This window comes from Candidatus Lernaella stagnicola (genome assembly GCA_030765525.1).
Classification (GTDB): Bacteria; Lernaellota; Lernaellaia; order Lernaellales; family Lernaellaceae; genus Lernaella; species Lernaella stagnicola.
This window is the reverse complement of record JAVCCK010000045.1, coordinates 1-21,858: the sequence shown is the minus strand read 5'-3', so window position 1 is coordinate 21,858 and position 21,858 is coordinate 1. Positions and strand designations below refer to the sequence as shown.

The window sequence follows — 21,858 nt, the reverse complement described above, 5'->3', positions numbered from 1 at the left end:
GCTGATTCTAGTGCGCCGCCGGGCGTATCACAATTCCCGGCTACTCGACTTCAAACTCGCCCTGGCGTTTGTTGACGAAGGCCTGCACGTAGGGGTGGCCGGAAAAGCGGATTTCGTCCGGGGTGCCTTCGACGAGAATCTTCCCCTCGTAAAGCACGGCGACCTTGTGGGCGATGCGCAGCGCCGCGTCCACGTCGTGGCTGATGATGAAATTCGTCAGCTTCAACTTTTTCTGCGTGTTGACGATGAGTTGATTGATGCTGTCGGTCATCAGCGGGTCCAGTCCGCTGGTGGGCTCGTCGTACAGGATGATGTCCGGGTTATTGACCACGGCGCGCGCGAGGCCCACGCGTTTGCGCATGCCGCCCGACAACTCGGAGGGCAGCTTGTGCTCGACGTTGGCCAGCCCCACCGCGTCCAGCGCGTGTCCCACCCGCTCGGCGATTTCCGCCTCGCTTAGTCTCGTATGCTCGCGCAGCGGAAAGGCGATGTTCCCGTACACGTCCATCGAATCGAAAAGCGCGCCATCCTGAAACAGAATGCCGAAGCGCTTGCGCACCTGGTTGATTTCGGAGTCGCCCAGATCGGTGATGTCCTGGCCGTCGACGATCACGCGGCCCTCGTCGGGCTTGAGCAAGCCGATGATGTGCTTGAGCGTCACCGATTTGCCGCCGCCGCTGCGACCGAGCAGCACGGTGATTTTCCCCGATGGGATGTTGAGGTTCACGCCGTCGAGAATGACTTGCCCGCGAAAGGATTTATGAATGTTGATCAGCTCGATCATGCCGCAAGGTTAAATGCAGCGGGCCAGTACGTCAACGATATCTAACACGTCAAGTTTGTCGTCGGCTTTTTCGAACGCGCGCATGCAGGTCGGACAGGCGGTCACGAGGCTTTTCTTCTGGCCTTCGTACACTTCGCGCAGCCGCTCGCGGGCAATATCCAAAGCCATGACGGGGTTGGTCGTGGGGATGCCGCCGCCCGCGCCGCAGCAGTACGAGTGGTTTCTGTTCCAACTGAACTCGCCCAGAGGCTCGCGGCACACTTCGTTGAGTAGCTTGCGCGGTTGATCGTAGACGCCCAGGTAGCGGCCCAAAAAGCAGGGGTCGTGGTAGATCAACTTGCGGGAGTAAGGGCGGCGAATGGGCAGCTTGCCTTCGCTGACCAGCGGCGCGAGAAATTCGGCAATGTGATAAACGCGCTCGGTGAGCTGCACGCCCGCCTCGGGAATTCGCACCTTGAGCATGTAGGCGCAAGTGGGGCAACCGGTGATGATCACCTTCGCCTTGGCCAGCTTTTTCTGCAGCCGCAGGGCGTTTTCCTTGAACTCTTTTTCGTACCCCATGTCGTACAGGGGCAACCCGCAGCAGGGTACTTCGGCGCCATAGCAGGCGACGTAGTTGATATCCATCGCCTCGAACAGCCGGAACGTGTTTTTGATCGTCTGCGGGTAGTTGTAGATCATCGCACAGCCCGGGAAGTATATAACCTGCGCGTCGTCGTTGAACATCGAAGAGGGCAGAATGGTCCGCAGCCGCGCCGCCAGGTCGTCGCCGTAGGGGTTCTTTTCCGCCTCGAAGAAATGATGGAAATCCGTCACTTCCTGCGGGTTCAAATTTTGTTCGACGGCCTCGACGCGCGCCGCGTGCATCACCTCCGGCACTTCGATTTCGTGGTCGCAGAATTCGCGGCACAGCATGCATGTGGTGCATTTGTAAAAGGTGCCGGCGGTTTCGCGGTTGAACTGCAGGGTTTCTTCGTTGATCAAGTGCAAGAGAGTCTGACGGCCCCAGGGCGTGTAGGTTTCGTTGCTGCTGGCGTTGCCCACCGGACAGGAAAAACGACACAACTTCGGACAATAAGTACAATACTCGATTTCTTTGTGGAAACGCTTCAGCATGGTGCCTCCGTATCGGTGGCGAATTTTCCGGGATTGAGAATGTTGTTCGGATCCAGGCGCCGTTTGATGCCGGCCAGCAACGCGTGACCGGGTCCCGCCTGTTCCTGCCACCAATCCGCCTTATGCAGGCCGATACCGTGTTGATGGCTGATCACCGCGCCGCTTTTCTGCACGGCGGGCATGATTTTCTTCCACATCTGATCGTACAGTTCGACATCTTTACCCGGCGTCGCCTTGCCCCGCAACATAAATTGCAGGCTGCACCCCTCCGGGTAGGCGTGCGAGACGTAACCGGCCGCGGTGACACGCTTGGGTACCGCGGCCTTCACCATTTGGTAAGCCTGCGGGACGTGCTTCCAAGGCGCGGCGATCTCCAGCACGTCGAATACCGTGTCGGGTTGACCGAACCACGGACTCTGCTCGTAAAACTCGCTGAATCGGTTTTCGTACCAGATCCGCGCCGGCTCCTCACCGTGGTCTCGGCCGCGGGCGCTCCGGGCGATTTCCGTCGCTTTGCGCAACGCTAAATCCACCAGCGATTCCCGTCCGGCGAACACGAGCGAGAGCAGGCAGCCGCTGATCGACAACCCCGCTTCGCTCAACGGCCCGGCCGTGTCGGCGCTGTCGGAAAGCCGCACGTAAGCCGGCCGCAACCCGGCTCGCAGAATGAGGCGCACGGCCTTCAAGCCGTCTTCAAACTTCTTGAACGCGAGACCGCGATAGCCGTACATGTCCGGCAGGGCGTGAATGCGTAAATGCGTGTGGGTGATCACGCCCAGCGTGCCTTCGGAGCCCAGAAACAAGTGGTTGAAATCCGGCCCGGTCGCCCGCCGCGGCGTGGTGCGTGTCTGCACGACAGTGCCGTCGGGAAGCACGACCTGCAGGCTGATGAGAATCCGCTCGATGCCGCCGTAGTAGGTGGCGGCCATGCCCGCCGAGCGCGTCGCCAGGTAGCCGCCGAGAGTTGAAGTGCCCAGCGAGCCGGGGAAGTGGCCCAAGGTGTAGCCCTTGGCGTTGAGTTCGCGTTCCAACAACGCGCCGAGAATGCCCGGTTGCACGACGGCGATATTGCTTTGCTCGGAGATTTTCTCGACGCGGTTCATTTTTTTCATGTCGAGAATCACGCCGCCGCTCACGGGCGTCGCCGCGCCGCACATACCGCTGCCCGCACCGAAGGGCACGACCGGCACGCACATTTCGTTGCACAGGCGCAGCACCCGGCTGACGTGATCCGTGGTTTCCGGCCACACGATAAAATCGGGTCGATGCGGCACGCGGCCGCGGCGAATCTCGAGCAGCGAGCGCGGCCACATGTCGCGCCCGTAATTGATCGCGTCGGTTTGGGCGTGGCTGACGCGGCGCCCGCCCAGCACGTCGCGCAGACGGTTGAGCAACTCCACGTTGATGCGACGTGACCTCTTCGCGCTCATGCCAACCCCATCTTTCCAGGATTGAGAATGCCGTGCGGATCCATCTCTTTTTTAAGCGCGTCGTAGACCCGCATCATTGCGCCGTGCTCTTCGACCATGTACGGGGCCTTGGTATAGCCCACGCCGTGGTGGTGGCTGATCGTGCCGCCCACCTTATGGCACGCCCCGACCGCCGCGTCCCACACGGCCCGGTGCTGCGCCGCCGCCTTCTCAACCGTCGGCGCCGCCGTCACGAAAGTGAAATACACCGAACAGCCGTCCAAGTAGACGTGGGAAAAATGCGCCATGATAAACGCCAGCGAACGCACCGCGTTTCGCACTTCGTGATACAGCGCCGGAACGCGACGCCAGGAAGCCGCCATTTCGATCGTGTCGACCAAGGCTCCGTGGTAGAACACCTTCGACTGAAAATACGACACGTGATAGCGGTTCTTGTGCCAGCGCATCGCCGGCTGCGGGCCGCGATTAACACCACCGAGCTTCTCGCAAATCAGCGTGGCCAGGTTTTTCTCTTCCCGCGAAAGTTCCTCGTCACCCTCGAAGGTCGCGACCATCAAGCAACCGTTGGCGAAACGCTCCAACGCGTTAATCAAATCGGCGCGCTGTCCCAAAAAGCGCTTGGCCATCTTCAGTGGCCCCGGCAACGCCGATTGCACCAGCTTGCCGAACTGCGACAACGGGATCAGGTTGAGAAAGCTCTCGTCGCTCTCACCTTCCCGACTGGAATTGGCGATGATCGCCGTGTCGAGTTCGTCGTACAGCCGCATCGCCGCGGGCTCAAGCTCGTGACTCATGAGCTGCCGCATGGCGTCGGTGCCGGCCTCGATATCTGGAAACTCGAACGACACGAAACGCCGCACGGCCGGGGCGGGCCGAATGCGGCACGTCGCTTCGGTGATCACGCCCAGCGTGCCCTCCGAGCCAATCAGAATCTGGTTCCAATCCGGCCCCAGTGAGGCGCGCGGCGTCACCGGCGTACGAATCACATCGCCGGTGCCCAGCACGGCCTCAAGGCCCTGCACCATGTCTTCCATTTTTCCGTACTTCGACGAACACTGCCCGGCGCTGCGGGCGGCCAAGTAACCGCCGAGCGTGGAGCTGTAAATCGAACTCGGAAAATGGCCGAGCGTATACCCGCGCCGGTTCAATTCCATCTCGAGCAACTGCCCGAGAATTCCGGCTTCGGCCGTGACGGTCAGGGATTCCTCATCCAGTTCGAGGATGCGCTTCATGCGCTTGAGGTCCAAGATGATGCCGCCGTGCAGCGGCACCGTACCGCCGCACACGCCGCTGCCCGCACCGTAGGGAATCAGCGGGGTCTTCGTTTCCGCCGCGAGTCGCACGATTTGCTGCACGTGCTGGGTGGTGCTGGGCCAGACAATCACGTCCGGCAGCGGGCCGGCGCGCCCCTCGTTGATCGACATATTCGACACGGGATTGTTATCGTGACAGTAGGAAAGGCGATCGGTGTCCGACAACGACACGCTGCCCTTACCGACAATGGCGCGCAATTGATCGAGCAATGCATGATTCATATGGCTGGGCGCGAGGCTCATGATGACGTCCCAAGTCCCTGCTAAGCGGGCGCGGCGACTATTTCCGCCCGAAAAAGTTGTTCATCAGGGTATTGCCGCAATGCGTCGTGAGTCAAGAGAAGAAAATTATTGGCTTCGGTCTCAATTTTCTTGACTTAACGCATAAGGCTGATTTTAATTGAGATTCAGTCACTCGCTGCCGCCGTGATGGTCAGGGCGTCAGTGAGATAGAAAAAAACAGACCAAATGGAATGGAGCAAAGAAAATGCGAGATGCCGTAGAAGTTTTCCGCGATTACCTTCGCAGTAAGTCGATGCGATGCACCAGTGAACGGGACGAAATCGTCCGCGCCCTGGCAACGTCCAAAAAGCACTTCCGTATCGAAGACCTGGTCAAAGACCTCTCCGCCCGTGGGATGGTGGCCAGCCGCGCCACTGTGTACCGCACGATTCCGCTGCTCGTGCAAGCGGATCTGGTACGCGTTGCCGAGTCGACGCCGGGGGCCGAGTACACCTACGAGTACGTGTACGGACAGGAGCACCACGACCACTTGTTCTGCGTGCGATGCGGTCGTCACATCGAATTCGAAAACGACACCATCGAACGTTTGCAGGAAGAGGTGGCGGGAGTCAACGATTTCATCCTAGTGGGGCACCGTCTCGACCTGTATGGTGTTTGCCGCGAGTGCTCGGACAAACTCGAGCGCGGCGAAACTCCGTCCCTGCATCACGAGATCCAGCCCGAAGAGCATACGATCGAATAGGGCGCTCCGGGGAGTAGCGAATGAGTGATTCTACCGTCACGCGGCAGGTATTAATCTGTCGGCAGGGATTGGTGCAGACCGCCGCGGGCCACGTGGTCCGCGAAACGCCCTTGACGGTACGGTTGGGTGATCGCGAACTCGTCACGCTGTTGACCGACGGCACGCATCCGGATGAATTGGCGGTGGGCTTCCTGTTCAACGAAGGACTACTCGACGAAGCCTCGCAAATTCGTTCGGTACGTGTCGATGAGAAACGCGGCGAGGCGCTGATCGACGCCGTCGTCGACGAGAAACTCATCGACAGCGTATACGGCAAACGCCTGGTCACCTCCGGCTGCGGCAAGGGCAGAATTTTCTACCACGTGCTCGATGCGGTGAAGGCCGGGCGGGTGCGCGTCATCGGCGACCTTGTGCTGCCGCTGACTTTCATCTACGAAATCGGCGCCTCGCTCGCCGGCACGTCCGACACCTACAAACGCACCCGCGGCGTGCATGGCGCCGCCTTGCTCGACAATGAGGGCGTTGTCTGTTTCCGCGAAGATATCGGCCGGCACAACGCCTTGGACAAGCTGGCCGGGTGGTCGCTGCGTGGCCCGGGCATCGGTCGCGGCATGGCGCTGTACACCACCGGCCGCGTGACCAGCGAGGTAATGCTCAAAGCCGGACGCATGCGCCTGCCGATCATTCTCTCGCGCAGCATGCCCACCGACATGGCGCTGCAGTTGGCCGAGCAAATCGGCGTCACGGTCGTGGGCGGCCTGCGAGCGGGTTCCTGCACGATCTTCACGCGCCCGGAGCGTATCGCCAACGCGATCCCCGAACCGGAAGGTTTGCCATGACGAAATTGACGATCGACGGGAAATCCGTTGACCTGAACGAATTCACCGCCGCCGTTCTGGCCGGCGCGTTGCGTGGGGCCGTCGGCGCATTGCACGGCATCGGCGCTCCTGATCACGTCGTGCTGACTTCCACGCCGCCGCGTCTTGAAGTCGACGGCACGGACGTGACGGTCAACGCCTTCGCGCGCGCCATGCTTTTCGGTATCGTGCGCGGTGCGTTCGGGCCGTTGAAAGGCGTGGCTCCGGACGCCGATTTTCGTCTCGAAGTTTCCTGAGAAAATTCGCCCGCGACTGTGACCCATCCTGTCACACCCCTCCTTTACCTTGTAGATGCGAAAGGAGGGGAAAAGATGAATGCGTTTCGTTACTACACGGTGCAATTGGCCCTGGCCGCCGGGGAACAAAGCTGGACCTTCGCCGAAAGCGCCGGCCAACTGGCCTGGGTCGACGCGTCGCCCGCGTTGCCGCGTTTACTGGAACACCGCGTGCTCGACGAGGTATCTGGCGCGGATATCGACATCGTGCTGCACGGCGATCCCTACGCCCGGCGCATGCTGCCCGCGCCCTGCGACCCGCTGCTGCGCTTGACCCGTCTGTTCATTGCGCAAGCCCGCATTCGCGCGGGAGTCATGCTTTCGGGTCTCTACAAGATGCGTTTTTTCCGTTACGCCGACGAACTCGACGTCAGCGTCACGGCCCAGGCGCTCAGCGAAGATCAGCGCATGAACCTGCTGGCCGAAGCGATGCTCGGCGCGTGGCAGGACCTGTACGTCGAAAGTCGCCCGCGTTTGTTGGCCGTGGCGGGCATCGACCCGCGCATCACCGAACTCGAACTGCACCAGAAGCTCGGCGCCTGGTATGGTCGCGCCGCGCAATGGTCGACACGGGTGGTGGGTTTTAAATTCCGCGCTCATCGTTTTTTGCCGGAGGAGGCCGGGCGGGAGACCCCGCGGCTGCACGTCGGCGACGCGTGCCTGCTGGTGCGGGAACACCACAACCGCCACGATCCCAACGCGGTGACGATCATTCACCAGAACGGCGAAAAACTCGGCTACCTGCGTTGCGACATCGCCGCGCTTGTCGCGCCACACATCGATCGCGGAGCGGTGTTCACGGCGCACGTTGGTGCATTCCTGCCGCGCGGTTTCCATCCCGACGAACGGGTTTACCTGGTTGTCGAGCGCGCCAGCACGCAAGCGGCGATGGCGGCCTAGGCGAGGCGGTGCTGAAAGAATTTCACACTTCCATGTAAAAATTGCTGTGTTTTTCCCCGCGGTGTGGCCGGCCGCGGGCCACGCCTTTTTCAAAAAGGCTCAATAACAACCGTTTAGGTGGAATTCGGGGCGGCCGGCACTCCGGCATCGGTCTTGCAGATTAACATAAGCAAATCGAATCTGCGACGGCGCCCGAGCGTATAAACGAAAACAATTGGTTGCAACAATTCTTTTCTTCGGGCGCCGTCGTCATATCTCCTCCTCTTTTTTTCCCCGTGAGCGCGGTCCCAGCGCGAGACAAGCATAGGGAGACAGGCGCGTTCGATGTTGCCCCGCGCAACCGGGTGTTCTATCTTCGAAATGTCTCTTTCCCGCCTGGGGAATTCGAACGAAACGTAAAACGGAGTCAAGCTGTGGGCCGCGACATCACGCACGATCACATCACGCGTTTCACCCGCCGACTGGGTGAGGACGATTTCCGCGTCCGACAAAACTACTTTCGCTGGTTGGAATACCCGTTAGCCCTGACCTTGCTGCAGGCGGAGCGGGACATGGACGTGCTCGAGGTCGGCATGGGCTACCTGTCGATCCCGCCGTTGTTTCTCGCCTCGGAAATCGGTTGCCGCGTCACGGCCGTCGACAAGGCCGCGTACGACGAAAAAACCCGGCGCTACTGCGAAGGCCTGATGGACAAAGCGGGGATCGCGGCGAGCCTCTTGAAGATCCTGTCCGGAGACGCGCGGCGCTTGCCCTTTCCCGACGACTCGTTCGACCGCGTGCTGACGATCAGTTTTTTGGAACACCTTCCGGTTTTTCAAGACGCGCAAGTCATGGCCGAGTTGGGGCGGGTTTTGAAGACCGGCGGTCGAATGGTGATCACCGTGCCCTTTAACCTGGGGCATCATATCGAAGTGGAATCCGATGGCGGCGAAGAGTATGAACAGCGCCATTACAACGAATACACGTTGCGGCAGCGAGTGATCGCACCGTCCGGTCTGCACTTTGTGGCGGCGGCAGCGTTCGGCGAAGTGGATGACGCGGTAGGCAAAAGGTACATCGAATTCGACCCCGACGAGCGCGTGGCTTTTTGCCTGGACAATCAAGACCGCGCGGAAGAGTACTGGCGCGAATTCTACCGCGTCCGGAACGAAAAATTCGAAGTGCCACGTGCCGACTTGTCCGACGAAGTGAAAAAGAAGGCCGGGTTGATCGCTCTTGTTTTGGAAAAGCGCGACCAGCCGTTACCGGCCGGCTATTTCCGATACGACCCCCTGGAAAGCCACCTGGAAAACCGCGAACTGTGCAAAACCCGGCAGAACTCGGACCAGGGTGTGCAGATTCAAAACGTGCGGATCACCGACGCGCAGGGGGCCGAGGTCTCGACGTTGCGGGCGGGCGAGGGTTTGCGGCTGGTCATCGAATTCCACTGCGAAGGAGAGATATTCGAGCCGCATTTCCGGATCTTTTTTCACGATCGCTTCGGCAACGTCGTGGCCGGGTTGAACGTTTACGCCGCGCAACCTCTTGGTACCCTCTCGGGTCACCACAAACTCACGGTAGACTTCGACAAGCTCAACCTTCTGGCCGGGCCCTACGACATCACCGTCGGTGTGTGGGAATACGAGATGCCCAATCCGATCGCGCCCTACGCGTTCGACGTCCACTACAAGAAGTACCGTGTTGAAGTGAACGATCCGCCGCCGGGTTTGTTGGGTTCGGTGTACCTGCCGTATCACGTGGAAGTGGATTAGAGCCGCTCCGCGCCCGGCCCGCCGGAGCAGCACGCCGACGGTGTTTTCACCCGGTCCTATTCGCGCGTTGACGGCGCCGCGGCTGGTCTATTTTGGTGTGTCGTCGGTCGCCGGCGGCGTCTTGGCTTCGTCGAAATCCGACTTTTTAATTTTCGCTTCCGCGGTGTGCTCGTGCTCGCCCGAAGCCCCGCTTTTCACGATGATCGTCATGTCGTCTTTCGCCGGCGGGTCGAAGACGAAACGCCCTTGATCGTCGGTTTTGCCTTGCAGCAACATTTCGCCTTTGGCGTCCAGGACATACACCTTGATGTTCTTCAACTTGGCGCCGCCGCTGCCGTAGGCGTCCACCACAACCTTCCCGTTTTCCACGCTGGCCCAAACGGAAATGCTGTGCGCGAAAACCGGCGCGGCCACGAACGCGATCCACACCGCGATCAGGATGCCTATCGTCTTTTTGTTCATCATTTTACCCTTTGGACAGGGGCCGGATCGGCGGCGGGCGTGGTTTCGGGTTCCGGCTGCGGGGTGGGCGTCGACGTTCGCTTTTTCTTCTTCGCCTTCAGCACATGCTCGATGCGATGGCCGTCGGTCGTTTCCACCAGGATGATCATGGTGTCAAAAATCGGTGGTTTGTACGAAAACAAGCCGTATCGATCGGTTTCCCCTTCCAACAATAGATTGCCGTTTTCATCCAGGATGAACACCTTGGCACCTTCACATTTTAGACCGGTGCCGTGGTAGGCGGTAACCGTGATGAGTTTGCGGGTTGGCTTCACATCCAGCCACATGCTACCGCCGACGCCGTGAGCCCACGCGACACTTGCGCCAACGACCACTGCTATCGCGACGATCCAGCCCGTCGCGCATGTCCGCCACACGGTGAATGACATTGCGACCCCCTTCTATTTCATTTCATTCGCGCATACCCAGATCACGGCTCCGATTTCGATGCTCTTAGGTTTGCCGTCAGGGCCGATCTTTTTGTTTTCGTCTTCGGATAACGCGGCAAACCCCCACCAGCCGGCACGCGGCATGGCGTAGGTGAACACGCCGTTTTGATCGGCGTGGACAACCTGAATATTAAAGACTTCCGCCGGGGATGTCACGCCGTTCTTGTTATCGTAGCCGACTTCCACTTCAGCGTGGGGCACCGGTTTGCCCTCGAGTAACACCTGCCCCTGAAAGACGTTGCCCGCCCACAGGCCGTACGGCCGGGTGAGGGGTTTGATTTCCGTTTTCAGGCCGACCAACTCGTCCCACCCTTCCTGCAGACCGAAGCCGTGCACGACAGTCTTGGTGTAATGCACGATAAATTTCTCTTCGGCCGGTTCGTAATACGGCGCGGGCGCAACGTAAAACACATGATCGCCGGGCTGTGCGATTTTGTAGGTCGCGCGGTAGGTTCGCATACCGTTGGTCTTGATGGTTTTCACTACGGGCAGCAGGTCGTGTTTTTTACCCGCAACCATGACGCCGAATTGCGTGGGCGTGTCGTTGTCCATCAGGCTTTGTTCAAAAGGATGAGCGAAGCGCATGTCGACCGTCACGATTTCGTTGTCGCGCTCGATCACGATATTGGCCGAGGGTTGTAACACCATGAAATGCGCCAACGCCGCCGCGGGAAGTAATAATGCCAGCACGAAAAGGCCGATCCAGATGTTTTTCATGACCGCCACTCCCTTTTGTTTCGTGTTACGTTTTTTATAATCATATACGCTTGGCCGAGAAAACGCCACTGCCGTCAACTTTCGCCTTGTTTCACGCCTCCGAAGCCGAAGACGGAACGCGTCACGAGTGTTCCGTAGAAAAGCACGCTCGATACCAACACGATCGCTGCACCGGTCGGCACCGGCCAAAAGCCCGACATCAACAGCCCGGCGAAGGTGCTGGCGGTAGAAAAGACGATACTCAACCAGAAAAACTGCCGCAGATTGCTCGCCACATTCTGGGCGCCCGCCGCCGGTACGACAATGAGCACCAATACGAGCAATGCGCCGATCAGCTTCAAGCTGGCCACGACCACCGCCGTCATTAACACAACGAAGAAATAATCCAAGAATATCGGTTGCGACCCGCGCGCCTTGGCCAGCACCGGGTTGAACGCCACCAACATCGTGTTGTTGAAGATGCGCCAAAGCAAAACGCTCGCCACCACGGCAACGACCGACAAGATCAGCAAATCCATATCGGTCAATGTGATCAGGCTACCGAAAAGCACGCCTTCGACTTGGTGGATATTGAATTGTTTGGTCACCAGTACGAGCATGATGATGCCGATGCCCAGCACCTGCGCCAACACCACGCCGATCACCGTATCGGTGGAAAGCCGCGTCCGGTGCCGCACGTAGGTCATCAGCAACGCGACGATCGTGCAAAAGCCGAACAACCCGGCATAAGTCCCCTCAATGGGCTCGCCGAACAGCAACCCGAGCGCCACGCCCGTGAGCGCCGCGCTGCCGATGGTCTGCGTAAAAAACGACAGCTTTTTGGTTACCACGACCGTGCCGGTGGCACCCAGAATCGGCCCGATAATCAGCGCCGCCAGCAGGCCGCGAATCATGAACGCATGTTCGAACATGCCGGGCAAGTAGCCCGCCTTCGCCCACCCGGTGACGATGTTGTACAGAACTTCCATCAATCGCACCCTGCAAGACGGTCGGCGATCGAAAACGCGACGGTACCGAACAATTTGCCCAGGGTTTGCGGATCGCGCAATTCCTGTGGCACGCCCTCAAAAGTGATATCGCGGTTGACGCCGGTGACCCAATTGGCCACCCGCATCACCATGGAAATGTCGTGCGCAACCATGAAAATCGTGATGCCTTGTTTGACGCTCAGATCGGTAAGGATTTCTTCAAAAAGGGCGGCACCGGTTTCGTCGACGTTGCTGGCGGGTTCGTCCAGCAGCAGCAGTTCCGGCTTGGGGATGAGCGCTTGTGCCAGTAGGACGCGCCGGAATTCGCCACCCGACAGGTTGCCGATAAGACGATCAACCAGGCGCTCGGTTTTGGTCACGGCCAGCATTTCTTCAATGCGCGCCCGGCGTTTTTTCGGGCTGACCCAAAAGGCCGGTGTTTTTTCAATCATAATCGTAAGGAAGTCGGCCACGGTGATCGGCACCGAGTGGTCGAAGTCGAGAAACTGCGGCACGTACCCGATACGTCCGTCGGCTCGGAAGTTGAAGCGAACCAAGCCCTCGTGAGGCATGCCGCCGAGAATTGCCCGAATCAACGTCGTTTTTCCGCCGCCGTTGGGGCCCATCAGCACGTGAATCGTACCCGGCAACACCGCCAGGTTGATATCGTGCAAAATGGACGCGCCGCGCAATTCGACTTTCAGGTTTTCCACCTGTAGAAGCGGAACGGTGGCGGCGGGTGTGTCGTTATTGTGCATCCCGCATGGCCTGTACGATAGCATCGAGGTTTTTCTGCATATCGGCTTCGAACTTGTTCAAGTTGTAAGGGCCGCCGGAGACGTGCGTGAATTGATAGACCCGGCAGCCGGTTTCTTCGTAAATGATCTTGACGTACTTCTTCTGAAAGTCCATTTCGGTGAACAAAGCCGTGACACCGGCTTCTTTGATTTGGTTGATGGTGTCCTGCAATTGCTTGGCGCTGGGTTCGATGCCGTGGCGCGGCTGAATCACCGCCGAGGCCTCCACGCCTAACTCCTGCAGCAAATAGGCGTAACCGTCGTGCACCGTGGCGATTTTCAGCTTGCCGCTATCCAGTTCGTTGATTTTGTCGAGCGCGTCACCCAGCATGAGGCGCAGTTTTTTTGCATATTTTCTCGCATTCTTTCGATACAACTCGGCGTGCTCCGGCCGCAGCTTGCCCAACTCCCGCGCCAAGGTATTGATCTGCTGAATCGCGCCGGTGATGGCAATGTACGTGTGGCTGTTGTAGCTGACCTTGGTCCCCGCATTACCATTGTTCTCAAAAGCGTAAACCTTCCGAAAAACCGGTATCAACGGCAATCCCTGATTCGGATTGATCTGCTTGATGTTTTTGTCGTCCGCAGCCTTAAGCATCGACCTGATGAATTCGTCGTGCCCCAAGCCGTTGACCACCACCGCATCCAGCTTGGCGAAACGCGCCAGATCCTGTGGCCGCGGTTGGTAGGAATGCGGATCGGCCTCCGGCGGCACCACCGGCACGACCTCCGCCGTGTCACCCACGATGTTACCCACCCAAGAATAGTACGGGTGCAACGTCACGCCGATGCGCAGCTTGTCGGCCGCGAAACCGGGCGCGGCGATCATGACGGTTAATGCAACGACGATTAATAGCAAAACTCTGCTTTTCATCACGTTCCTCCATTGGGGGATGGGCCAGGTGTTGTTTGCACGGCGTCCGGCGACAGCGACGGGTCGTTCGGACCCACCACCCACCACCACCCGGCTTCCGGCAAACGTTCACCGGGATAGGGGCGCGCCGGCTGCGGAAAGACCCATACCTGCACGGCGACCTTTTGATTCGGGTCGTAGTCGAGGCCGGGGTGCGGGTGCGGATGGTACTCGGCGTGCAGGTCGATCACGCGCAGGATGTAGGTGATGTTCTCCTGGTCGTCCTGATTGGGGTCTTGACCGATATAATCCACCCATGAATTGCCGTCGTGCTCCGTCCAGGTAAGTCCACGCAAGCTCGGCGGTAGGAATTTCTCGTCAAAGGGCGGCACGGTTTCGATCTCCAGCAGCGCCGCCTCGGGCCACTGCCCTTCCCGCTCGCGCAGCTCGATGACGTCTTCCGTGGAGGCCAACATCGATTGGTAAAGCGTGCGCTGTTTGCCGCTCAGGATGCTGTCGAGACGCTGGTAGGGACGTATGTACTGCGTTTTATCGTCTCCGCCGACGGCGGCAAAACGCAGCGCCATCAGCAGCACGATCACGCAAATGGCCGCGAGCACAAAGAACGTCTCACGACGTGACGCCAGCGGCTCAACGATCTTCACCTTCAGATCGGCGGACGGTGCGGTGGCGGCGGCCATAACGGCTCTCCTAGAAGTAACTCGCTTGCTCGGGTGTGTATGCCGGTTCGACAATCCACGCTAAGGATGTCAGATAATCCTTGTCGATCCACAGCTTTTGGCCGGCCGGTAAATTGCCGCTTTTTTCGACGAAAAACTTTTCGAATTTTAACAAGTTCGGGAAGTAAACAATCTTCCGGTAAAATGCGAAATTGATTTCCGGCGTCGTTTCGCCCAATGTTGCCGGACCAAACTCGCGGATTATCTGTCCGGCCGCTAAGTACATTTTTTTCGAAAGCGCGATCTTTGCTTTAAGCCATTGCGGCACGACGCCCAAATGGTCGGCCTCGTCGGCCATCGCGTAAGCGAGCATCATCCCCGGTACCCGCGACTTTTTGACGTTGTTCCAGTTCGTGTCATTGACCATCGGCCCGTAGATGCTCAGAAAATCGCCCATGGTAATCACGTGGTCGTTCACCTTGGCGATGGGTGTAGCCGGCGGCACCGACATACTCTGGACCTTCAAGTACAACCGCGCATTGGGCGTGTTGGCCAACAAATCCCTACGGTACTGAATCCAACGCCGTTTCGTTTCCTTCACCTCGAAGGGTTTGATGTCTTTGGGGTCTTTGTAGTGGCGCTCGATGTGCGCACGGTCGTCGGCCGACAACGAAGCCGCGAACTTTCGCACCCCCATACGGCTCGGTGGCATCGCGCCGTACTTGATCACGTCTTCCATCAAATCGGCCTTTTGCTTTTGCGCGAACATTTCCAGCACCGGCGAGATTTTTCCCGCCTTCGACCACGGCTGCCGCTTCGCCTTGGCGGCATAGTGGCTCAACCGCGCAAAAAGATCGGCCTGGGCCAGAATCCACTCGTTGAGCCGCGGCGCGAACTCCGGCGATTCCGGTCCCAATTTCTCAAGCCGAGCAAACAAGTCATTGATATCGGTGGGGTAATACCGTGACACGCCCTCGATGACCCAAAAGTGCAGCAGAAAATCGCGCTGGATCAAATCGGCGCGCATCTGAAAGGCCGCGGTGTTGCGAATGTAGTCGAAAAATTCCTGGCGGCTGATGGTGATGCCGCCCATTTTGATCACCGATGCGCCCGGCGATTCGACGTTCTTCGGCACGACCTTGAACTGCAATTCGGTTTTGCCGTGGCCGCCATGCGCCCACACCAGAGCGGCCGGCAACGCCAGCGCCATCACCAAAAACAAAACGGCCCATCGGCCGGGATGATTCAATGTTTTCATGAGATCTCTCCTACCTCGCCTGCTGAGATTGTTAATCTCTATATCTATATATACGAATATAGAGGCTGTCCAGTCATCGCCGAGCGCGCAATCAAAAAAAGGCCTTTTTTGTGCCAGACCTGTAATTTTCGCAATGTTTCGGACGCTCCTTTTACTCGAATTTTCAGTATTAGCGCCCCTTGATGGCGTTGTAAAGATACGAACTCAACCGGGCGTTGACGTCTTTTTCTATAAGAAACGCAATATTAAAGCCGACTTCGGAGACATCTGCACACCCTTGCGCGACCTTTATCACCTCAACCATCGGACACTTTGGCACCTTTTTCCGTGTGCGCCGCTCTGAGAATCAAGCCGGAGCTTTCGCGGAGAGTTCACCGGTACCTTTTCATTGGAGAAACTTGCATCGCAAAAAATTTCGGCGAAATCCTTAGGCAAAAGCGTTTCGCGATTCGTATGGGTGAGTGTCAGCAGTTCTCGAGGCAGTCGCGCCAGGAATCGGGCAGCGTGGCTTTGGTGTTGTTCCGATAGTCGTAGGCCACGATGGTCGCCTCGCCCACGGCGGCGATGCGTTCGAGCTTTTCGCTGTACACGACGTGCTCGACGGTGAAGCGGTCGTCCTGGATGTCGGTCACGCGCGTGGCCGCCCATAGGGTGTCGGGGAAGGTCAGCGGCGCTTTGAAGCGACAGCTCGTGTAACCGAGGATCGGCCCGATGGCGCGCGGCATTCCTCTTTCGGTGATGTCGAGCGTTTCGAAGAACACGATGCGCGCACTCTCGAAATAGCGAAAGTAGATGGTGTTGTTCAGGTGGCCGAAGGCGTCCATCTCGCCCCAGTGCATCTGGAAGCGGATCGCGCCGGTGTACTCGGCCAACGCCGTTGGTTTGTCGGTCTGGCTCATGTTTCTCCTCGACGGTTCTCGATTTTGCCCACCATACATAACCATTTTCGCCGAACTCGGCACCCCCCTCCGGCCCACGGTGTATTCCATTTTGAAACGCGGCATTTCAAATTAGAACATCAAGCAGACGCTTTTGCGACGCGGAAAAACGCGACGATACAGAGCCCGGCCCCTTGCCCGGCCGCTTTTCCCGGTTACGTTGTGATTGGCACGACGCTTGCTAAATAAAACAACGACGGGGGGAACCCGACGCGAGAAACGGCGGTCTTCCCAAGTATCAGGAAACGAGGAACCCCATGATTTGGATTGTCAGCTTGATCGGCCTGGTCGCTTTTATCCTGGGCACGACGATGCTCTTCTTCAGCCGTTCGCTGCTTCCCCGCCTTCAGAGGCGTGACACCGTTATCCGTTTTGAACATTTCGGGGGTGCGTTGCTGATTCTGAGCATGAGCATGTTCATCGCCGGGATGTAAACCACCGCCCTAACGCAGCGTGAAAATGCGCGGCCGATTCGCCGCGTGTTTTGTTTTAACCCGTCAAGCCCACCGCTTCGTACCGGCCCCGCGACCTCAGCATTCTGAGACTTGTTATCGGCTTTCTGAGATAAATGCGCCTCGCCGGCGGCTTTAGTTGCAGCCGCCGCTGTCGTCGTTGTCATCATCGTCAGCCGCATCGTCGTCGGTGACGTCGTCATCGATTGTGTCGTCGTCGGTCGCATCGTCGTCGTCGATGGCGTCGTCGTCGGTTGCATCATCGTCATCGATTGCGTCGTCGTCACTCGTATCGTCATCGATCGCGCTGTCATCATCCGCCGCGGCACAGGCCGGATCTTCTTCGTCGGTGAGGCCGTCGCAGTTGTTGTCGAGGCCGTCGTCGCAGATCTCTTCCGCACCGGGTAGAATCGCCTCGTTTTGGTCGTCACAATCCTCGCCGCCGCAGTAGGTCCAATCCACGCCGTCGCCGTCGTTGTCGCAGTTAAGCCGCATCGGCGTTTGCGGATCGCCGAACAGCAGCAGCGTATACCACGCCCAGCGCATCATCGTGTTGGGCGACAGCAGCCCGATGCAATCTTCCTTGCCCTTGTCCATCGCCGCGCCGATGTTTGGGACGCCGTCGACAAAAAACGCCTCGGCGAGTTCCCAGTCGTACACGTTGCTGGGTCCGTCGTTGCGCCCGGTCAGGTAGAAACCGTAGCGCGTGTTCATGAAGTAGGCGAAGGCGCCCGTGCGCCGTTGATTGGTGAACTGCTCGGCCATGCAATCTTCCCAACTGTGGCCGCCATAGGATTGCACGCCGTCCACGCTTCCCGAGTAACAGCCTTGCGAAAAACCGAGATAAGGCCGCTCGTTCTCCAGCGACGCCACTTCACTCGGATAAAAGCCCATGTTGGACGTGACATCGGCGTGGCCGAGGTGATTGAGCCACTGGTGCGCGTCGCTATTGATGGCGCCGATCACGCGCCGGTGGGTGTTGGTGCCGTCGCGGTCGTAAAGCTTCGTGATGGGAATCGTCTGGTCGCCGCAATGCGTGAAAACCTCGTCCTTGTTGTCGCCGCCCCAGGTTTGGGAATCGGCGTACTCACCCACAAACAGCACGCGCCACGGCGTGGCGTCGTCGTTTTCGAAGGCCATCGTTTTGCCGCCGATCATCGACAGTTCCCACGGTTCGTCCACCGCAAAACGCCCCACGTGGACGTCGAAGAGCAAATCGACATCGCCGCCTTCGTCGCCGTCGGTCGTCTCGCCCCAGTGCCAATCGCCGTCCCCGTTGTAGGAGCCGTCGAGGCAACCGTAGTACTGGTCGGTGGCCATCGTGGGATCGGTGAAGGTACTGCCGTCATCGGGGTCGACGCCCGTCACGTACAACGGGCGCAGCGGCAGCACTTCGCTATCCCGGTCCGCATCGCCGACCAGCAGCACCCATTGCAGGCCGTCGTCGTAACGCTGCCGAATGTAGTTGCGCACCTTGGCCGGCTCGTTGGCGCCGGGCGTCTCGGCCAGGATCTGTTCGTAACTCGCCACTTCGCAACGCAGGCCGAAAAGCTCGGTTTTGTGCGCGAGGTACGTTTCCAAGTGACCGTGGAAACTCTCGGGAGCAATCGCCAGGTAGTCGAGCGGCTCGCCTTTGCCCGCGGCGTCCGGATGATAGCTATCCACGATCGCCGGGTTGTCGACCCGCGCCCGCAACTCACGCAGATCCGCCGGCAGGCCGCGGTATGGCATCACCGCCGCCGGCTTCGTCGCCGGGCGGGTTTTTACGCGCACGACCAGGCTGCCTGCGAACGCGAACGCTTCCCGGTTCGGCAGGTATTGCACGGGATAGAGCGCGACGGGTTGAATCGCCACGCCACGTTTGTATTGCAGCGTCAACGTCCGATGCCGCGCGGCCGGGTACGGTGTTGCGCCCCCGTAAATGGCGGCGCTGGGGCGGGCTTGGGCGAAGGTCGGCCGCGACAGGGGCGCGAATTTCGACCCCCAGGCGGCGCGTCCGGCAAACACCTGCTGCGTTTTGTTTTCGTCCACCACGACTGAAACCACTTCGTGCCCTTGCGGGATCGCCACCCATGCCGTGGCCACCGGCACGACGGGTTCGCCGGGGATCACCTGTTGGCGCAATCCGGCCAGGCGCGGTTCGACGGTGTTTTCGAGCCCGCTTATCCATGTCGGGTCGTCGAAGTCGTAGGTCAACTCGATTTCCTCGGCGAACGCCGGCCAGGCCAGCGCCGCAATCAATAAAAACGCAACGAAAACCTTTTTCATCATCCAACTCCTTACGCTCAAGACCGAGAAAGTGTAGCCGATCGGCCTCACCGCGCCAAATGCCCGGCGCGTTGAAAATTCGGCGCTGCGGCGGTACAAATCGTTCATGGCATACACCGATCTGCGCGTCTTTTTCATGAGCGGCACCGGCAATTCGCAACGCGTCGCTCGTTGGCTTGGCGAGCATGCCGCCGGCGCCGGGTGCCGTGTGGCCGTCGCGCCCATCGAAGAGCCCGTACCGGAAGAGCAACTGGGTTCCGACTCCGAACAACTCGTCGGCCTCGTGTTTCCCACCCACGCCTTCACCGCCCCGCTGCATATGATTCGCTTCGCCCTGCGCCTGCCGCGCCGCCGCGCCCACGCCTTCGTGTGCGCCACGCGCGCCGGGGCGCGTTACTGGCCGCTGCCGTACATGAGATGGGTGCCGGGGTTGGCGGGGACGGGGCCGTTTTTGATCGCCCTCATCCTGGCGTTAAAGGGATACCGCGTACGCGGTGCGATGAGTGTCAACATGCCCTCGAACTGGATCGCCGTGCATCCGGGCATGGGGCCGGACACGACCCGCCGCATCATCGCCGACGCGCAACCACGGGTCGCCGGATTTCTGGAAACGATCCTCGGCGGTCGCCGTTGCTGGCTGACGTGCAACAACGCGTGGGAACTATGCACCGGGCTGGCGTTGCTCTATGTCTCGCTGCTGTACCTGGTGATCGGCCGCTTCTTTCTGGCCAAATCGCTGATCGCCAACGAGCGCTGCACGGGCTGCGGTTTGTGCGCGGAAGCCTGCCCGGTCGGCGCCATTCGCTTGTGGGGGCGCGGCAGCAAACGTCCATTCTGGACCTACGACTGCGAGAGCTGCATGCGCTGCATGGCGTTTTGCCCCGAACGCGCCATCGAGGGCGGGCACTCGTGGATCGTGCTGGCGTATTTCCTGACGACGGTTCCCGCCGCGACGTTTCTGCTAACCCGGCTCGACGATTTTCTGCCCGGTATGGCGACGCTGCAGGGCACGTGGATCGCCGCGGTGCTGAATCTTTTTTACCTCTACGGCGCCGTCGCCGCGGCTTCGTATTTGCTTTGGTGGTTGTTGGGTTTCCGGTGGATCAACCGGGCCTTTACCTATACGACGCTCACCCGTCTGTACCGCCGCTATCACGAACCCGATACGCTGTTGCGCGACCTGCGACCGGCCAAAAAGAACCGTCCCGACCTCTCGTGAAGGCGCGGCATATGTTATATTGTAGGTAGTGGCATTGCATCGACTTACGATCACACAGGAGAACACGATGGGAAGCGATTTCGATCCGAAAGACGAACGCGGCAAACCGATGAATCACGCGAAGCCCGAGGAAGTCCTCGAACAGGCGAAAACGGATGACGGTGATGTCGAGCTCGACGACGATCACCCGCGCATCGAGTTCGTGCTTCTGTGTGAATCCCAAGGCCCAATCGCCACGCGGGTATTGAAAGCGGCGCTCGACGATGCCCAAATCCCCGCCGTGCTGGCCGGCGACGCGCTGGATGTCGTGCACATTTATCCGGCCCACGACTCGCGCATCTTGGTGCCGCGCATTCGGTATGCCGAGGCCAACCGCATCATGGAAGTCGTTCTTTCACCGCCCGACGAGGAAGAGTTGGCGCGCGAGGCAATGGTCGAGACGCGGTGCGAGTCCTGCGGCGCGCCGGTGCCGGAAGACGCCACCGTGTGCCCGGAATGCGGGGAGAAATTCGAGTAGGCCGCCGGAATCAGTCGTCCTGCAAGTCCTTGAGCAGCGCACCAGCCACATCGTGCAGGTTTTCCACTTCGACGATGCGGTAGTGGTCGCCGACTTTTTTCGCCCGTAATTCCAGTGGCAACCATTCGCCGTTGTATTTGACCTTGAGCTTGAGCGACTCGCCGTTTTTCGTCTCGGTCACTTCGCCGATTTCGTATGTGGAAGAATCCGTGTGCGCCACGCCGAACAAGCCGACAAGATTGAACATCAACCGGCTCGACGGCAACTTATCCAAGCCTTCGATCTGCTCGGCTACCGTACCGTCCTCGACCGCGCGGCGAAATTGCTCTTTGGTCATTTCGACCAAGTGCGGCCGGGCGAACTTCTCGCCGAGCTTCCACAACTTCGGGCGCGGTTTTTTCGTGTAGGCCTTGGCCTCCTCAAGCAGCAAGGTCACGCACTGATCGACAATGCGATCGACGTTCACGTACTTGTTGAAGGTTTTGTAATCCTTGTCGTCCAACGCTTTTGCCGCTGCCAGCAACGCATTAAGCGTATTGGATTTGACGGCGCAACCGGCCGCCGCGAGCACTGTGACAAGCACCACCAACGCGAGATAAACATGCCAACTTTTTCGCATAAACCGTAACTCCTGCATAACATCGACGCCCGCCCGGCGCCGTTTTGACTATCGTTCCGTCGTGACAGTGATGTTCCCGTTTTTGATCAGGAACGTAACGTCGCCGTCTTCGGCGGTTTTGTAAATCGCCGCGCCGACATCTTCCCACTCTTGCACCACGTTGGCGTTCGGATGACCGTAAGGATTGTCG

At 59.4% G+C, this 21,858-nt stretch carries 23 protein-coding genes; 8 read left to right on the top strand and 15 right to left on the bottom strand.

What is annotated here, in order from left to right; translation table 11 throughout:
• Nucleotides 1-40: 40 nt before the first annotated feature.
• Genes P9L99_21185 through P9L99_21170 form a run of 4 tightly spaced genes read right to left on the bottom strand, consistent with a single transcriptional unit; the run spans nt 41 to nt 4,886 of the window.
• Complete coding sequence (locus tag P9L99_21185; GenBank protein MDP8225889.1) at nt 41-784, bottom strand: ABC transporter ATP-binding protein; 744 nt, start codon at nt 782-784, stop codon at nt 41-43.
• A gap of 9 nt (nt 785-793) precedes the next feature.
• Nucleotides 794-1,900 (bottom strand): (Fe-S)-binding protein, encoded by a 1,107-nt coding sequence (locus tag P9L99_21180; protein MDP8225888.1) that lies wholly within the window; start codon nt 1,898-1,900, stop codon nt 794-796.
• Nucleotides 1,894-3,330: an FAD-binding oxidoreductase gene (locus P9L99_21175; GenBank protein MDP8225887.1), complete on the bottom strand. Its 1,437-nt coding sequence runs from the start codon at nt 3,328-3,330 to the stop codon at nt 1,894-1,896. Before P9L99_21175 ends, P9L99_21180 begins: the two co-directional genes overlap by 7 nt.
• Nucleotides 3,327-4,886, bottom strand: coding sequence for an FAD-binding oxidoreductase (locus P9L99_21170; GenBank protein ID MDP8225886.1), 1,560 nt, complete (start codon nt 4,884-4,886; stop codon nt 3,327-3,329). The genes P9L99_21175 and P9L99_21170 overlap by 4 nt, the downstream gene beginning before the upstream one ends.
• Before the next feature lie 244 nt (nt 4,887-5,130).
• Between P9L99_21170 and P9L99_21165 the strand changes: the two genes are divergently transcribed.
• The 5 genes from P9L99_21165 to P9L99_21145 all read left to right on the top strand — a co-directional run bounded on the left by P9L99_21165 (nt 5,131) and on the right by P9L99_21145 (nt 9,432).
• Nucleotides 5,131-5,628, top strand: a complete 498-nt coding sequence (locus P9L99_21165; protein MDP8225885.1) for a Fur family transcriptional regulator — start codon at nt 5,131-5,133, stop codon at nt 5,626-5,628.
• Nucleotides 5,629-5,648: 20 nt separating this feature from the next.
• Nucleotides 5,649-6,467, top strand: coding sequence for a formate dehydrogenase accessory sulfurtransferase FdhD (locus tag P9L99_21160; GenBank protein ID MDP8225884.1), 819 nt, complete (start codon nt 5,649-5,651; stop codon nt 6,465-6,467).
• Nucleotides 6,464-6,742, top strand: coding sequence for a hypothetical protein (locus tag P9L99_21155; GenBank protein MDP8225883.1), 279 nt, complete (start codon nt 6,464-6,466; stop codon nt 6,740-6,742). The genes P9L99_21160 and P9L99_21155 overlap by 4 nt, the downstream gene beginning before the upstream one ends.
• Nucleotides 6,743-6,817: 75 nt before the next feature.
• Nucleotides 6,818-7,681 carry an HIRAN domain-containing protein gene (locus tag P9L99_21150; protein ID MDP8225882.1) on the top strand — a complete coding sequence of 288 codons (864 nt, stop codon included), beginning with the start codon at nt 6,818-6,820 and terminating at the stop codon, nt 7,679-7,681.
• 413 nt (nt 7,682-8,094) lie between these two features.
• Nucleotides 8,095-9,432, top strand: a complete 1,338-nt coding sequence (locus tag P9L99_21145) for a Wzt carbohydrate-binding domain-containing protein (GenBank protein ID MDP8225881.1) — start codon at nt 8,095-8,097, stop codon at nt 9,430-9,432.
• A gap of 87 nt (nt 9,433-9,519) precedes the next feature.
• Here the strand turns inward: P9L99_21145 and P9L99_21140 are convergent, their stop codons facing one another.
• The 9 genes from P9L99_21140 to P9L99_21100 form a co-directional block, all read right to left on the bottom strand.
• A complete protein-coding gene (locus P9L99_21140) occupies nt 9,520-9,894 on the bottom strand; it encodes a hypothetical protein (protein MDP8225880.1) in 375 nt (124 codons plus the stop codon).
• Nucleotides 9,894-10,322, bottom strand: coding sequence for a hypothetical protein (locus P9L99_21135; protein ID MDP8225879.1), 429 nt, complete (start codon nt 10,320-10,322; stop codon nt 9,894-9,896). The genes P9L99_21140 and P9L99_21135 overlap by 1 nt, the downstream gene beginning before the upstream one ends.
• Nucleotides 10,323-10,334: 12 nt before the next feature.
• Nucleotides 10,335-11,099, bottom strand: coding sequence for a DUF4198 domain-containing protein (locus P9L99_21130; protein MDP8225878.1), 765 nt, complete (start codon nt 11,097-11,099; stop codon nt 10,335-10,337).
• A 74-nt stretch (nt 11,100-11,173) separates the two neighbouring features.
• Nucleotides 11,174-12,067: a metal ABC transporter permease gene (locus tag P9L99_21125; protein MDP8225877.1), complete on the bottom strand. Its 894-nt coding sequence runs from the start codon at nt 12,065-12,067 to the stop codon at nt 11,174-11,176.
• Nucleotides 12,067-12,825: a metal ABC transporter ATP-binding protein gene (locus tag P9L99_21120; GenBank protein MDP8225876.1), complete on the bottom strand. Its 759-nt coding sequence runs from the start codon at nt 12,823-12,825 to the stop codon at nt 12,067-12,069. The genes P9L99_21125 and P9L99_21120 overlap by 1 nt, the downstream gene beginning before the upstream one ends.
• On the bottom strand, nt 12,815-13,738 hold the full coding sequence (locus P9L99_21115; GenBank protein MDP8225875.1) for a zinc ABC transporter substrate-binding protein: 924 nt from the start codon (nt 13,736-13,738) through the stop codon (nt 12,815-12,817). The genes P9L99_21120 and P9L99_21115 overlap by 11 nt, the downstream gene beginning before the upstream one ends.
• Entirely contained in the window at nt 13,738-14,418 is a 681-nt protein-coding gene (locus P9L99_21110) for a hypothetical protein (GenBank protein ID MDP8225874.1), read from the bottom strand. Before P9L99_21110 ends, P9L99_21115 begins: the two co-directional genes overlap by 1 nt.
• A 10-nt stretch (nt 14,419-14,428) precedes the next feature.
• A complete protein-coding gene (locus tag P9L99_21105; protein ID MDP8225873.1) occupies nt 14,429-15,655 on the bottom strand; it encodes a hypothetical protein in 1,227 nt (408 codons plus the stop codon).
• Between the two features lie 464 nt (nt 15,656-16,119).
• A complete protein-coding gene (locus tag P9L99_21100; protein MDP8225872.1) occupies nt 16,120-16,554 on the bottom strand; it encodes a thioesterase family protein in 435 nt (144 codons plus the stop codon).
• Nucleotides 16,555-16,850: 296 nt separating this feature from the next.
• Between P9L99_21100 and P9L99_21095 the strand changes: the two genes are divergently transcribed.
• A complete protein-coding gene (locus tag P9L99_21095) occupies nt 16,851-17,027 on the top strand; it encodes a hypothetical protein (GenBank protein ID MDP8225871.1) in 177 nt (58 codons plus the stop codon).
• Nucleotides 17,028-17,180: 153 nt separating this feature from the next.
• Here P9L99_21095 and P9L99_21090 read toward each other — a convergent pair whose 3' ends face one another.
• The gene (locus P9L99_21090) at nt 17,181-19,313 is read right to left on the bottom strand and encodes a C25 family cysteine peptidase (GenBank protein MDP8225870.1); all 2,133 of its coding nucleotides are present in this window, start codon (nt 19,311-19,313) and stop codon (nt 17,181-17,183) included.
• Nucleotides 19,314-19,419: 106 nt separating this feature from the next.
• On the opposite strand from P9L99_21090, the gene P9L99_21085 reads away from it, so the two are divergent.
• Complete coding sequence (locus P9L99_21085; protein MDP8225869.1) at nt 19,420-20,532, top strand: EFR1 family ferrodoxin; 1,113 nt, start codon at nt 19,420-19,422, stop codon at nt 20,530-20,532.
• 67 nt (nt 20,533-20,599) lie between these two features.
• Nucleotides 20,600-21,049: a zinc ribbon domain-containing protein gene (locus tag P9L99_21080; protein MDP8225868.1), complete on the top strand. Its 450-nt coding sequence runs from the start codon at nt 20,600-20,602 to the stop codon at nt 21,047-21,049.
• A 10-nt stretch (nt 21,050-21,059) separates the two neighbouring features.
• On the opposite strand, the gene P9L99_21075 is transcribed toward P9L99_21080, so the two are convergent.
• A complete protein-coding gene (locus P9L99_21075; protein ID MDP8225867.1) occupies nt 21,060-21,668 on the bottom strand; it encodes a hypothetical protein in 609 nt (202 codons plus the stop codon).
• Between the last annotated feature and the right edge of the window lie 190 nt (nt 21,669-21,858).